Source organism: Ruegeria sp. C11, assembly GCF_056537725.1.
The window spans coordinates 104,037-116,585 of sequence record NZ_JBQFSB010000012.1 but is presented as its reverse complement, the minus strand read 5'-3'; the positions used below and the strand labels follow the sequence as shown (position 1 = coordinate 116,585).

Below are 12,549 nucleotides of genomic sequence, written 5' to 3'. Positions count from 1 at the left end.
CATGTATGACACAATTGAAACCGAGACAAAGGGCCGGGTCGCGACGATCCGTTTCAACCGGCCCGATCAATTGAACGCGCTGAATACACAGGTGATGGAAGAGGTGTTGGAGGCGGCGACCGCCTTTGACACAAACCCGGAGATCGGCTGCCTGATTCTGACTGGCAATGATCGCGCCTTTGCTGCCGGGGCTGATATCGGTGAACTGCTTGTTCAGGACTATGCCAGCATGCAGGCCAGCGAATTCTTTGGAGGATGGGATCGGTTCGCCGCGCTGCGCATTCCGAAAGTGGCGGCCATCAGTGGCTATGCTTTAGGCGGAGGGTGCGAGGTTGCGATGATGTGTGATGTCATTCTGGCCTCGGACACTGCAAGGTTCGGGCAGCCTGAAATCAAGATCGGATGCATTCCCGGTATCGGAGGCACACAACGCCTGACGCGGCTGATCGGGCGGGCGCGGGCGATGGATATGATCCTGACGGGACGCATGATCGATGCGCAGGAGGCCCTGCAGATGGGACTGGTCAGCCGCGTTGTGCCGCAGGACACATTGATCGAAACTGCGCAAGACGTGGCGCAGACGATAGCCGGGTATGCTCCGGATATCGTGCAAATGGCGCGGTCTTGTGTGAACATGGCCGAACAAAGCCAGCTTGAGACCGGTATCCGGTACGAGCGGCAGATGTATCACTCGCTGTACGGGCTACCGGCCCAGAAAGAGGGGATGTCGGCCTTTCTGGAAAAACGAAAACCCCGGTTTCATCCCGATTGATCCTGAGGGGATGTTTACGGAACCCTTTGCCCCTCAGGGCTGAAGGACAACGCCTTGTCCTGATCAAATTCGATCGCGACTGGCGCGCCGGGTTCAACCTGATGTTGTCCGAAGGCTCTGACAGTAAAAGGTTTTTCCGTTCCGATATCCGCAAGGATATTTGTATCCGCTCCCAGATTCTCAACATGCACGACAGTGCCTGACAGGGGGCCGGTGTCACTCAGCCGGGCATGTTCGGGGCGGATGCCCACCAGCTGACCCTGTGCCCGGCCAACCCGGTCCGCAGGAACAAAATTCATCGCCGGGGACCCGATGAATTCCGCCACAAACCGGTTGGCGGGATTGTTGTACAGCTCCATCGGGCTGCCCACCTGTTCAACCTGACCGTCGCGCAGAACGACGATCTTGTCGGCGAGTGTCATGGCCTCGGTCTGATCATGGGTCACGTAGATCATGCTGGCACTGATCTGCCGGTGCAGGTTGGCAATCTCGATGCGGGTGTTCAGCCGCAATGCCGCGTCGAGGTTAGAGAGCGGCTCGTCAAACAGAAACAGCTTGGGATTGCGCACAATGGCACGACCGATTGCCACCCGTTGCCGTTGACCGCCGGACAATTCGGCCGGGCGGCGCTCCAGATACGACCCCAGCGACAGCATCCGGCCGGCTTCTGTGATCCTTCGTTGAATTTCAGCCTTTGGATGTCCGGCCTTTTTCAGCCCAAGCTCCATATTGCCCCGGACGGTCAGGTGCGGGTAGAGCGCGTAGGACTGGAAAACCATCGCGATCCCACGCTTGGCAGGGGGAGTGGTGTTTACCACCTCGCCGTCGATTTCGACCGTTCCTTCCGTCGCATCCTCAAGCCCCGCAATGACGCGCAACAGGGTCGACTTGCCGCAACCCGACGGGCCGACAAACACCACAAACTCATTTTCCTCTACCGTGAGGTCGATGTTTTTCAGAACCTCGACCGAGCCGAATGACTTACAAACGTTGGATAGTTTCAGCGCGGTCACGTTACGCCTCCTTCAGGTCAACCGGTTGTCCGGTTCGGATACTTTCGTCAGCCGCCAGACAAATGCGCAAGGATTGCACCGCGTCGCTCATGTGGCGGGTCAGATCGATATCCTGCGAGATCGCGCGCAGCATATAAGCCTGTTCCGCATCACATAGCTGTTGATGATCCGGCTCGCCCTGCATCTCGATCAGGTGATCGCCCGAGGGGCGATGGACCAGAATGCCACCGACCCGGGTATGGCCGTCCACGTCATCGGATGCGCCCTTGTTGCCTTCGGTAATCGAAACTGCGCCGTTGGGCGAGATGATGTCTTTCACGAAAAACGCAGTTTCGGACATCATCGGCCCCCAGCCAGCTTCGTACCAGCCCACGGAGCCGTCAGCGAAGACCACCTGAAACTGGCCATAGTTATACATGTCCTCGGCAATCTCATCCGACAGGCGCAAACCCATTCCGTTCACGCGAACGGGCAGGGCATCAGTGATCTGGCACATGACGTCAACGTAATGCACGCCGCAATCGACGATGGGAGAGGTCGTTTGCATCAGCATCTTGTGCGTTTCCCATGTAGGGCCGTCCGATTGCTGGTTCAGGTTCAGGCGAAAGACATAAGGGCCACCAAGATCGCGTGCCTCGGATATCAGGCGCATCCACGAAGGATGGTGTCGCAGGATGTATCCGACGACCAGTTTGCGGCCGGTTTCATTTGCTTTGGCTGCTACGCGTTGGGCATCTGCAACAGTGGTGGCTAGAGGCTTTTCAACAAAGACATGCGCGCCGGCATCCATTGCTGCGCAGGCATAATCGGCGTGGGTGTCTGAATAGGTGGCGATGACCACCAGTTCAGGCCGGGTTCGGGACAGAGCGGTGTTGAAATCCGTAAAGACCGGATATCCTTGCAGCGCAGGGTGCGAGACTTCGCCCGAGCGGTTAATCAGCCCCACGATTTCCGCGTCAGGGTGATTGTGATGTGCAAGGGCGTGACTCAGCCCCATATTGCCCAGTCCGGCAATCAGTACACGGATCATTTGACCGCTCCCGAAGTGATGCCGCGGATGAGTTGCCGCGAAAAGATGATGTAGAGGCCCATGACCGGCAAGATCGCCATGCTGAGTGCAGACAGAACCGCATTCCAGTCGGTCACGAATTGCCCGATGAAGACCTGACTGCCAAGTGTCAGTGTTTTGGTCTCTTCCGCCGGTGCAAGGATCAGCGGGAACCATAGATCGTTCCAGATGGGGATCATGTTGAATACCGCAACCGTCGCCATTGCCGGTCGCACCAGCGGCAGAACGAGGCGGAAGAATATAGTATATTCGCTGAGGCCATCGACACGCCCGGCATTCTTCAGATCGTCACTGACCTGCCGCATGAACTCGGACAGGATGAAAACGGCCAGCGGCAGCCCTTGCGCGGTATAGACAAGGATCAGCGCCCAAAGGGTGTTCACAAGTCCGGTGGCCACCATCATCTCAAGGATAGCGACAGTACCGATCCGGATGGGGATCATGATGCCAAGCGCCAGATACAGCCCCATCAGGGTGTTGCCTCGGAACCGGTATTCGGACAGGGCAAAAGCGGCCATGGCTCCGAACAGAAGGATGAAGAACAGCGAGGCGACGGTGACGATCATCGAGTTCTGAAAATACAGGAAGAAATCCCCCTGTTTCATTACCGTCTGGTATCCGATCATCGAAAACGTGTCCGAGCTTGGCAGCGCCAGCGGCTCGCGAAAGATGGCTTTGCGGGTTTTGAAACTGTTGATCAGGATCACAAAAACCGGGAACAGCGCGATCAGCGTGTATATGATCAGCGCCCCATGCATCGCGGCAATATTGAGCGGGTTTCTGCGGGCCTTGTTCATCACAGTCACCTCAGAACTGATACCGGCGGATGCGTGTCTGGATCAGGAAAAGATAGATACAGACGCCGGTCAGGATGATGCCGAACATGGCTGTTGCGATGGCCGAACCCATGTGTGGATCGCCCAGTTGCAACTGAAACCCGAAGAAAGTGCGGTACATGAACGTCCCGAGGATGTCCGTGGAAAAGTCCGGCCCGGCCAGCGCGCCCTGTGCGGCATAGATCAGGTCGAACGCGTTGAAGTTTCCCACGAATGTCAGGATCGAGATGATACCGATCGAGGGCAGGATCAAAGGCAGTTTGATCCGCCAGAATGCAGACATGCCGGTGACACCTTCAACCTCGGCGGCCTCAAGAATTTCTTCGGGGATCGACAGCAGTGCCGCATAGATCAGCATCATCGGGATGCCCACGAACTGCCAGACCGACACAAGCGCCAGCGTGGTCAGTGCATATTCCTCCTTGCCCAGCCACGGGGCATAGAGCGAATTCAGACCCACCGCTTTCAGCAGATCGGGGGCGATACCCCAGATCGGCGACAGGATCAGCTTCCAGGCGAAACCCACGATGACAAAGGACAGTATCGTCGGGATGAAAATGGCCGAGCGATAGAAGGCGGCATAGCGCAGGCGCGGATGGCTAAGTATCGCGGCCAAAGCGATGCCGATCGGGTTCTGGACCAGCATGTGAATGAAAAAGAACCAGAAGTTGTTGCCAAGCGCATTCCAGAATGCACCCGACCAGTTGGGATCACCAAACAATGTCTGAAAGTTATCCAGCCCGACAAACACGCGGACCTGTTCCACCTCGGTATACAGCGCCAGTCGCAGGGTGTTGAACAGGGGAAAGATCATCACAGCGGTATAGACCAGCACCGCAGGCGTCAGAAAAACCACGATGTGCCATTTGTTTCGGCTGTTGCCCATTCTCGGTCCCCTGATGCAGCCCCGGACCCAAAAGTCCGGGGCCATTCGTTTGTGAGTGGTTATTGGTGCTTTTCGTACCAGCTAGCCAAGCCGTCCTGCAGCCGTTGGCCTGCATCGACCGGGCTTTCGGTGCCTCTTACAACGTTCGCCGAAGCGTTCCAGGTTTCCAGTTCCAGGTTCGGCTCGCCGCGCGACAGAATCTGATAGGTCGAGCGAATGGTCGACCCGCATTCCCCACGCCAGCTTGCGAACTCCTTGGCAAGCGGGTCTTCCAGTTCGACAGGCTCGTTGGACAGCGGGAAAAAACCGGGCAGGGCGTTACCAAAGATATTCGCAAATTCCGGAGATGCGACCCAAGCCAGAAACGTTTGCGCCGCCTCGGGGTTTTCGGTCGCGGCATTCATGCCAATCCCAATATCGGTGTGATCAGAGATATAGCACGCGTCCCCAGCGTTCTTTACCGGAGGCTTGAACGCACCCATTTCAAAGTCCGCTTGCGTGTTGAAGCCCGAGATTTCCCAGCTCCCCGCTGGGTAAATAGCAGCCCGCCCCAGCGTGAACAGGTTCTGGCTGTCCGGGTAGGTCTGTGCCTCGTATCCGTCACCCAGATAGTCTTTCCATCGCGCCAAAGTTTCATAAGGTGCGACCCACTGTTCGTCGGTCAGTTTTTGAGATCCATCGATCAGAGCAAGTCGACCCTCTTCACCTTTCCAATAGTTCGGCCCAATGTTGTTGTAGCCCATTGTGGCGGCTTCCCATTGGTCGTTCGTGCCCATCGCCATCGGAATGTAAGTGCCGTCCTCTCTGATCTTGTCCAGCGCAGCAAAGAACTCATCCTCAGTCTGAGGTACCTCGATTCCAAGCTCGTTAAATGCGTCCTTGTTGTAGATGAAGCCATGGATCACTGAGGCCATTGGAACGCAGAAAGTGGCCGAGCCGTCATCGGTCTGCCACGCAGATTTTGCCACGTCCGAGAAGTTCGACATTGCCGGTAAATCGGAAAGGTCAGAAAGGTGCCCGCCATCATACAGCCCGAGCGACCTATCAAATGGACGGCAGGTGATAATGTCACCCGCCGAACCGGCCTCGAGTTTTGCGTTTAAAGCGGCATCGTATTCCGTGGGTGCAAGCGGCGAGAATACAATCTTTATGTCAGGATGTTGCGCCTCAAACGCAGGTATGATCTTGTCCTGCCACAACGTCAGGTCATCGTTGCGCCAGCTTTCGATCGTTAGTGTCGTTTCCGCAAAGGCCGCCCCACTCAGAGCGGTTGATGCCAGTAATATGGCTCCAAAAGACTTTCTGTTCATGTTTCCTCTCCCTGTTGATTCAAATTGACTTTGAGGCGCTCCAGTGCCGGTCGGACCTGCCCCCCGGTATCCTGCAAAATTTGTTCCGCCTGATAGCGTGCAGAGACACCCGCAGCCAGCAAAATGGCAGTTTTCACGTGCCCCTCAGAGCGTGCCAGCGCATCACGCGCCAGGGTGTCTGAGCTGCCAGTAATTTTCTTCACGATATCCAGCGCGCGGGCCTTGAGCTTTTTGTTGTCGGCGATGACATTTACCATAAGGCCGTCAAGGACATGACCCAGCCGAATACCCATCAGTGTCGACATCAAGTTGAGCGCGGCCTTTTGCGCTGTCGCGGCCCCCATGCGGGTCGATCCCGCAATAATTTCGGGCGGGGTTTGCAAATGGATTGCGCAGGTCGAATGCGCGAACAGCTTGGCATCAGGGTTGTTCGCGATGCAAATTATCTGCGCGCCTGAATTTCGGGCCAGTTTCGCAAACGCTACTGCAAACGGGGTCGATCCGCTGGCTGATATGGCGATAACCGCGTCTTGCGCGGTTACGTCCTGTGCAGCAGTTTGTGCTTCGGCTTCATCATCTTCGGTATGCCCCGGCATCGCGGCATCAGTCGGCACACCTCCGGCCATGCAAATCCGAATGCGTTCTGGGGGCAATCCGAACGTTCCCGATAACTCTGCTGCATCTGCAAGGCACATAAGGCCCGAGGACCCTGCGGCGGCATAGAAAATGCGCCCCCCGTGGCGAATGGTTTCTGTGAGAATTTCGGCGCCCGCCGCAATTTCGTTCAGGCTGCCAGCAACCGATGCAAGTGCATCCTGTTGCCCTTGCAGAAGGCAGGACAGAATTTCCGGGTTGGGCTTGAGATCCAAGTCAACCGCCGCGTCGCGCAGCATTTCGGTTTTTTGCGGCGTTTGCGGCTTCATGCGATTCCCCCGTGGCCCTCATATCTAATACCTTTACAATACCTTTTGTCCATCTTTTCTTTTTCAAAAAAATACCGAATGAAATGGAAAAACTGCCAAACATGGAGTGATTTTGACTAGAAACATCTTTTGGTGCGCTCAAAGGTATTGTAAAGGTATCTACATGATTGAGTCCTTTCCTTACCTGATTGCCATAGATGGCGGCGGCACATCCTGCCGGTTCGCCCTGACGACTCCGGCGGGTCGCCATGAGTTGAAGCTTGGCAGCGCGAATGTCTTCTCGGACTTCGATCGCGCCATCGGTACGATATTGGAAGGCCTTCGCGGATTGATGGAAGTCGCCGGGCTCAATCCCGCAGAGCTGAAAGGCATTCCTGTCTACGCAGGACTGGCGGGCGTCACGGATCAGGCCGTTGCCCGGCGCGTTGCCCGGCGCCTGCCGTCCGGAATCGTCGAGGTTGAAGATGACCGGCGGTCCGCCGTTGTGGGGGCGCTGGGGGATCGGACGGGTAGTTTGATAGGAGTGGGAACCGGTTCGTTTCTCGCGCGACAGGATTGCGGTGAAATCCGGTTCGCGGGTGGATACGGCCCTTTGATCGGGGATCAGGCGTCCGGGAACTGGCTTGGGTTAGAGTTGTTTCGGCAGGTTCTGCTGACAATGGATGGCGCCGGATCTTCCACGCATCTGACCGACGAGATTTCGGCGCGTTTCGGCGAAGATCCGATGCGTCTGGTCGAATTCTCAGGACAGGCGCGCCCGGTCGATTTCGCGAGCTTTGCCCCGGCAGTGGTGGATGCTGCCGGAAAGGGTGACAAAATCGGGCTGGATCTCATGCAAAGGGGGGCTGACTATCTTATGGTGGCATTGCGATCTCTGGGATGGACATCCGGCGAGCCGATTTGCGCAATAGGTGGGGTGGCGCCTTACTATGTTCAGTACTTGTCACCGGAAATGTCGGGATCAGTCATTGCACCGTTGGGTAGCGCCCTGGATGGCGCAATGGTGCTGGCGCAAAGATTGGCCCAAAGACACCGGCAGGGCGTGGCATGACAGTTCAGACAATCGAGAGCTTTCTGAAGTCGGGCGGTTGGATGCAGGACAGCGCCGGCCCCAGATATGTCCAGTTGCGCAAGCGGATCGAAGAGAGCATTGCGCAAGGGGTTCTGGTCAAGAGCTCGCCGCTACCGGCAGAGCGCGAGATTGCAAACCTGACGGGCCTGTCCCGTGTCACGGTTCGCCGGGCCATGCAGGATCTGGTTGACCGTGGCATCATCATACAGCGTCAGGGTTCGGGTAGCTTTGTCTCGGACGGCACGCCGAGGGTTGAACAATCGTTGTCCCGTCTCACCTCATTCACCGAGGACATGGTGCGTCGTGGGTTGCGATCATCCAGCGAGTGGCTGGAGCGTGGAGTGCATGTGCCTTCCCCCGAGGAGGTTATGGCCCTTGCCCTGTCATCTGGTGAGGCCGTATCGCGGATCGCCCGGCTGCGCCGTGCCAATGACAAGCCGATGGCGATTGAACGCGCCTCGTTGCCGACCGATATTCTGCCTGATCCACTTGTGGTCGAGACCTCGCTTTACGAAGTGTTGGAAAGCAGTGGAAACCGCCCGGTGCGTGCCTTGCAGCGCATTTCGGCGATCAATCTTGAAGATGAAGACGCAAACCTGTTGGGTGTCTCTCCCGGAGCGGCCGGTCTTAGAATTGAACGTACATCTTACTTGCCGAACAGGCGGGTCGTAGAATTTACCCGCTCCATCTATCGCGGTGATGCCTATGATTTTGTGGCCGAATTGCGCTTTGCCAATAGTTAGGACGCCGGATGCAGACCCTACCTACCCGAATGCGTCAGGAGATCGACGAAATTCCCGAAGCCGTCGAACGGTTGCTGAGCCTTGGAGAGAACGACATACGCCAAGTGGCAACCGCCGTGCGGGCACTGGACCCGGTGTTCATGATGACAGTGGCCCGAGGGTCGTCTGATCATGTCTGCACCTATCTGAAATACGCGTCGGAAATTCTGTTGGGCGTACCGGTGGCATCCGTTGGGCCGTCCATCGGCTCGATCTATGATGCGCCGCTCAAACTGAACCGCGGGTTATGCGTTTCGGTTTCCCAATCGGGAAAAAGTCCGGATATCACGGCTATGGCCACCAATGCCGGTCGCGATGGCGCGATGACCGTAGCGCTGACAAACAATCCCGACTCGCCGCTAGCAAAAACCAGTGCGCACACGATTGATATTCAGGCCGGGCCAGAGTTAAGCGTGGCGGCAACCAAGACATTCGTGACCTCGGTCGTGGCCGGGCTTTGGCTTTTGGCTGACTGGAACAGGAACGAGGCCTTGCTGGCCGCGATGCGCAATCTGCCGAAGCAGTTGGAAAGGGCGACCCGGATAGATTGGCCACAGATGCGCGAAGCAATCGGGGCGCAATCTTCTTTGTTCACCCTCGGCAGGGGGCAGGCACTGGCGGTGTCTCACGAAGCAGCTTTGAAGTTCAAGGAAACATGCCAATTGCACGCTGAAAGCTATTCCTCGGCCGAAGTGCTGCACGGACCAGTTTCGATTGTTGAAGAGGGATTTCCCGTTCTGTGTTTCGCCGCAGCTGATGCGGCGGAACCGGCCCTGTCCGAAATCGCCGATGCGATCAGCGCAAAAGGTGCCCGCGTTTTTGCCACAACCGATAGGGTTCGGGCGGCGGCGTGTATTGAATATGTGAGGACAGATCATGCTCTGACCGACCCTGTCAGCCTGATTGTCTCGTTCTATTCGATGGTCGAGGCATTTGCCGCATCCCTTGGCATCGACCCCGATGCCCCGCGACATCTGAACAAGGTAACGGAAACCGTATGATGACTGGCCTGCAAGCCCTTATGGGTGCACGTATCCTGACGGAGGACGGAGTGCTGGACGGTCACGCTTTGATGCATGAGGCCGGTCAGATCGTGGCGATTGCGCCCGAGGCGGAAGTTCCTGACGGTGCAGAGGTGACACGATTGGACGGTGGCCTGCTGACGCCTGGTTTTGTGGACCTTCAGGTCAATGGCGGGGGCGGGGTGATGTTTAACAATGCTCCGCGTGTCGAAACGCTGCGCAGGATGGCTGATGCCCATGCCCGGATCGGGGCAACGACGATCCTTCCGACGCTGATCACAGACACACCAGAGCTTACCGGGCACGCAATAGATGCCACGGTTCAGGCAATCAGCGAAGGTGTCACCGGTATTGCGGGTCTCCATCTGGAAGGGCCGCATCTTTCGCTGTCCCGCAAGGGTGCGCATGATGGGCAACTTGTACGGCCGATGCAGGTGCCGGATCTTGATGTTCTGTTGCAGGCTGCTGAAAGGTTGCCGGTGTTGAAGGTTACGGTTGCCCCGGAAAGCGTAACGGACATTCAGATCACGACACTGTCTGATGCTGGCGTTCTTGTATCCTTGGGGCACACGGATGCGAGTTTTGATGATTGCCGTAAGGCTGCAGAGGCCGGAGCGCGCTGCGTTACGCATCTGTTCAATGCCCAAAGTCAGATGGGCAATCGCGAACCCGGAACTGTAGGCGCGGCAATGGCTCTGGGCCGCCTGTCCGCCGGGTTGATTGCAGACGGTATCCATGTTCACCCGGCATCGGTACGCAATGCCATCCGCGCAAAAACCGGACCCGGACATATTTTCCTGGTCAGTGATGCAATGGCGACGGCAGGGTCAGAGATTGACTCGTTTACGTTGAACGGCAGGGAAATCCGGCGTGACGGCGACCGACTGACGCTTGAGGATGGAACTCTGGCCGGGGCGCATCTTGAATTGCTGACAGCGATCAGGAACGTGAGCGACATGGCCGAGTTGTCCGTCGAAGGGGCGTTTCGTATGGCGACGCTGATTCCGGCGGATCTGATCGGTGCGGGTCATCTGGGCAGGCTGAATGCCGGTGCGCAAGCTGACATATTGCATGTTGATAATACCACCAGACTACGCGGGGTCTGGACGCGCGGCCTTCAGCGCACGCTTTAACCCGCCAGTTCCGGGTGCAGATAGGCCTTGGGGTAGGGCAGAGGTGTGACCGGCCCCAGAGGAACAACGCCGTTCCAGCTTCTGCCGAAATACCCCTGCCGGCAGTGAACCAACGAGTTGCTTTCGGCAACGCCCGGCATCGCGTACACCCGACAGAGCCAGCGCCACAGATGCGGGTAGTCAAGCATTCTCGCGCCGTTCAGCTTCATTCGCAGGTGATAGACAGGATCGTGGCGGAACAACGTCGGAAAAAGGCGCAGATCGGCCTCGGTGAATGATGTGCCAGTCAGAAATGGCCGGTTGTCTGAGGCCAACCGGGCTTCGAGTTCGGAAAGTGTGTCGAAATAGGCCTCGAACGCAGCTGCATATATTGCCTGATCCGAAGAAAATCCGGCTTTGTAAGCCCCGTTATTGATGGTGCTGTAGATTAACGCATTCAGGTCGTCGATCTCAGCGCGCAAATCCGGATCTTGAGGATACAGGCGGGGATGGTTCACTCCCTGAATGCCGCCGCCAAGTTCCACGGTATGCAGGTCCAGCATCCGGATGATTTCGGCGCTTTCGTTGTTGACGATCCGCCCGAGCTTCTTGTCGTAAAGGATCGGAACGGACCGTTCGGTTGATCCTTCGGCCGCGTATATGCCCTTGACCAGCCGGTGATTGCGCCCGGTTCCGGTTTCACCGGTGCATTCGGGCAGTGGCGCGCCGGTTAACGAAGCGACCCGGCTCGGATCAAATTGCCAGTTGTTGGCGCCCTCGGGATCGCTTTCCTCTGTTCTGTTGGGAAAGGCGACATCCATCGTGATGCTGTCCTGAAGTCCAAGAATGTTCCGCGCCAGTGTCACCCGGTGGCACCAGGGACAATTTAGCGCCACAAAAAGGTGATAGCGCCCTGCCTCCGCGGGGAAGTCGGGGTCACCGATTACGTGTCTGAATCCGCTGACGCCACGCACGAATTCACCCCGTGCGCGGCGGCTTTCGGCATTCGCCTGATCTTCCTGTTTCGTCAGATCGCTCATCCTCTCAGACGGTGATGCAGAATGATGGGCACGGCAAGCTCTTCTTCGTCGCCCAGATGGCGGTCCAGAAAGGCTTCGATTACTTCCGAGGTCTCATGCAGTCGCCCGACCTCGTCATGCGCTTGCCGTTCATCAAGCTGGATCAGCTTGATCGCACGGTTGGCGGTCCGGGTGTAGCTGTCCAGAACCAGATCAAGATCGGCGTGATCTTTTTCCAGCAGCTCAAGACCCGCATCGAACCGGGGGTCTGTCGCCGACAATTCCGGAAAAAAGCTGTGATCTTCCCAGCCGTGATGACCGTGCAAGTTCGCCACCAGCGCGTTTCCGTAATAAGAAAGGCGGCTTGCGTATTGCTCGGGGGCAATGCCCTTGTCCAGATACGCCTGCGCGTCCGTCTGCACAAGACTGGCCAGCCGACGAAACAGCTGGTGCGCGCCAAGCCAATGGCGGGTCTTTTCATGGAACCCTGGATGGGTGTCCCAGTCCCCGCGCGGATACTCGTTCAGCAAGACGCGCATTTCGGTGGGCATATCGTCAGTACGGATGTTGACTGTATCAAGCATGGTCCTGCTCCTTTCCGACCACATCTGGGGCGGAAGGTATCGTTTTTTCAGACCGAAAAATGCACAGGCAATGTGCTGCGCGTGCACGATACGCTATGAGGCACGATTGCGCAGCAAGGTGGCCGGTTTGTCGGAAGACGCAGATGGAA

The 12,549-nt window shown here is 57.3% G+C and carries 13 protein-coding genes; 5 read left to right on the top strand and 8 right to left on the bottom strand.

Annotation, left to right across the window (positions count from 1 at the left end; all coding sequences use genetic code 11):
* The first annotated feature begins 1 nt into the window (after position 1).
* Entirely contained in the window at positions 2 to 772 is a 771-nt protein-coding gene (locus ACR0NA_RS19050) for an enoyl-CoA hydratase-related protein (protein WP_480731697.1), read from the top strand.
* Positions 773 to 786: 14 nt separating this feature from the next.
* On the opposite strand, the gene ACR0NA_RS19045 is transcribed toward ACR0NA_RS19050, so the two are convergent.
* From ACR0NA_RS19045 to ACR0NA_RS19020, 6 genes are read right to left on the bottom strand one after another with little or no spacing between them, the layout of a single operon-like run.
* A complete protein-coding gene (locus tag ACR0NA_RS19045; RefSeq protein ID WP_480731695.1) occupies positions 787 to 1,785 on the bottom strand; it encodes an ABC transporter ATP-binding protein in 999 nt (332 codons plus the stop codon).
* Position 1,786: 1 nt separating this feature from the next.
* A complete protein-coding gene (locus ACR0NA_RS19040) occupies positions 1,787 to 2,815 on the bottom strand; it encodes a Gfo/Idh/MocA family protein (protein WP_480731693.1) in 1,029 nt (342 codons plus the stop codon).
* The gene (locus ACR0NA_RS19035; protein WP_170652706.1) at positions 2,812 to 3,651 is read right to left on the bottom strand and encodes a carbohydrate ABC transporter permease; all 840 of its coding nucleotides are present in this window, start codon (positions 3,649 to 3,651) and stop codon (positions 2,812 to 2,814) included. Before ACR0NA_RS19035 ends, ACR0NA_RS19040 begins: the two co-directional genes overlap by 4 nt.
* Before the next feature lie 10 nt (positions 3,652 to 3,661).
* Positions 3,662 to 4,576 (bottom strand): carbohydrate ABC transporter permease, encoded by a 915-nt coding sequence (locus tag ACR0NA_RS19030; protein WP_480731690.1) that lies wholly within the window; start codon positions 4,574 to 4,576, stop codon positions 3,662 to 3,664.
* A 59-nt stretch (positions 4,577 to 4,635) separates the two neighbouring features.
* Positions 4,636 to 5,886: an ABC transporter substrate-binding protein gene (locus ACR0NA_RS19025; protein WP_480731688.1), complete on the bottom strand. Its 1,251-nt coding sequence runs from the start codon at positions 5,884 to 5,886 to the stop codon at positions 4,636 to 4,638.
* On the bottom strand, positions 5,883 to 6,809 hold the full coding sequence (locus ACR0NA_RS19020; protein ID WP_480731686.1) for an N-acetylmuramic acid 6-phosphate etherase: 927 nt from the start codon (positions 6,807 to 6,809) through the stop codon (positions 5,883 to 5,885). Before ACR0NA_RS19020 ends, ACR0NA_RS19025 begins: the two co-directional genes overlap by 4 nt.
* 163 nt (positions 6,810 to 6,972) lie before the next feature.
* Here ACR0NA_RS19020 and ACR0NA_RS19015 point away from each other — a divergent pair, with 163 nt between their 5' ends.
* From ACR0NA_RS19015 to nagA, 4 genes are read left to right on the top strand one after another with little or no spacing between them, the layout of a single operon-like run.
* Complete coding sequence (locus ACR0NA_RS19015; RefSeq protein WP_480731684.1) at positions 6,973 to 7,860, top strand: glucosamine kinase nucleotide-binding domain-containing protein; 888 nt, start codon at positions 6,973 to 6,975, stop codon at positions 7,858 to 7,860.
* Positions 7,857 to 8,624, top strand: a complete 768-nt coding sequence (locus ACR0NA_RS19010; RefSeq protein WP_480731682.1) for a GntR family transcriptional regulator — start codon at positions 7,857 to 7,859, stop codon at positions 8,622 to 8,624. The genes ACR0NA_RS19015 and ACR0NA_RS19010 overlap by 4 nt, the downstream gene beginning before the upstream one ends.
* A gap of 8 nt (positions 8,625 to 8,632) precedes the next feature.
* A complete protein-coding gene (locus ACR0NA_RS19005; protein ID WP_480731679.1) occupies positions 8,633 to 9,664 on the top strand; it encodes an SIS domain-containing protein in 1,032 nt (343 codons plus the stop codon).
* On the top strand, positions 9,664 to 10,818 hold the full coding sequence (gene nagA, locus ACR0NA_RS19000; RefSeq protein WP_480731677.1) for an N-acetylglucosamine-6-phosphate deacetylase: 1,155 nt from the start codon (positions 9,664 to 9,666) through the stop codon (positions 10,816 to 10,818). The genes ACR0NA_RS19005 and nagA overlap by 1 nt, the downstream gene beginning before the upstream one ends.
* Here the strand turns inward: nagA and ACR0NA_RS18995 are convergent.
* Together ACR0NA_RS18995 and ACR0NA_RS18990 are read right to left on the bottom strand one after the other, a co-directional pair.
* The gene (locus ACR0NA_RS18995; RefSeq protein ID WP_480731675.1) at positions 10,815 to 11,837 is read right to left on the bottom strand and encodes a glutathione S-transferase C-terminal domain-containing protein; all 1,023 of its coding nucleotides are present in this window, start codon (positions 11,835 to 11,837) and stop codon (positions 10,815 to 10,817) included. The genes nagA and ACR0NA_RS18995 overlap by 4 nt on opposite strands.
* Positions 11,834 to 12,400 (bottom strand): hemerythrin domain-containing protein, encoded by a 567-nt coding sequence (locus tag ACR0NA_RS18990; protein ID WP_480731673.1) that lies wholly within the window; start codon positions 12,398 to 12,400, stop codon positions 11,834 to 11,836. The genes ACR0NA_RS18995 and ACR0NA_RS18990 overlap by 4 nt, the downstream gene beginning before the upstream one ends.
* Between the last annotated feature and the right edge of the window lie 149 nt (positions 12,401 to 12,549).

What these genes read in the sequence shown, in the direction of transcription:
- ACR0NA_RS19050 (WP_480731697.1), top strand. Translation starts at nt 2, where the DNA reads ATGTATGACACAATTGAAACCGAGACAAAGGGCCGGGTCGCGACGATC.
- ACR0NA_RS19005 (WP_480731679.1), top strand. Translation starts at nt 8,633, where the DNA reads ATGCAGACCCTACCTACCCGAATGCGTCAGGAGATCGACGAAATTCCC.
- ACR0NA_RS19015 (WP_480731684.1), top strand. Translation starts at nt 6,973, where the DNA reads ATGATTGAGTCCTTTCCTTACCTGATTGCCATAGATGGCGGCGGCACA.
- nagA (WP_480731677.1), top strand. Translation starts at nt 9,664, where the DNA reads ATGACTGGCCTGCAAGCCCTTATGGGTGCACGTATCCTGACGGAGGAC.
- ACR0NA_RS19020 (WP_480731686.1), bottom strand. Translation starts at nt 6,809, where the DNA reads ATGAAGCCGCAAACGCCGCAAAAAACCGAAATGCTGCGCGACGCGGCG.
- ACR0NA_RS19035 (WP_170652706.1), bottom strand. Translation starts at nt 3,651, where the DNA reads ATGAACAAGGCCCGCAGAAACCCGCTCAATATTGCCGCGATGCATGGG.
- ACR0NA_RS19010 (WP_480731682.1), top strand. Translation starts at nt 7,857, where the DNA reads ATGACAGTTCAGACAATCGAGAGCTTTCTGAAGTCGGGCGGTTGGATG.
- ACR0NA_RS19025 (WP_480731688.1), bottom strand. Translation starts at nt 5,886, where the DNA reads ATGAACAGAAAGTCTTTTGGAGCCATATTACTGGCATCAACCGCTCTG.
- ACR0NA_RS18990 (WP_480731673.1), bottom strand. Translation starts at nt 12,400, where the DNA reads ATGCTTGATACAGTCAACATCCGTACTGACGATATGCCCACCGAAATG.
- ACR0NA_RS18995 (WP_480731675.1), bottom strand. Translation starts at nt 11,837, where the DNA reads ATGAGCGATCTGACGAAACAGGAAGATCAGGCGAATGCCGAAAGCCGC.
- ACR0NA_RS19040 (WP_480731693.1), bottom strand. Translation starts at nt 2,815, where the DNA reads ATGATCCGTGTACTGATTGCCGGACTGGGCAATATGGGGCTGAGTCAC.
- ACR0NA_RS19030 (WP_480731690.1), bottom strand. Translation starts at nt 4,576, where the DNA reads ATGGGCAACAGCCGAAACAAATGGCACATCGTGGTTTTTCTGACGCCT.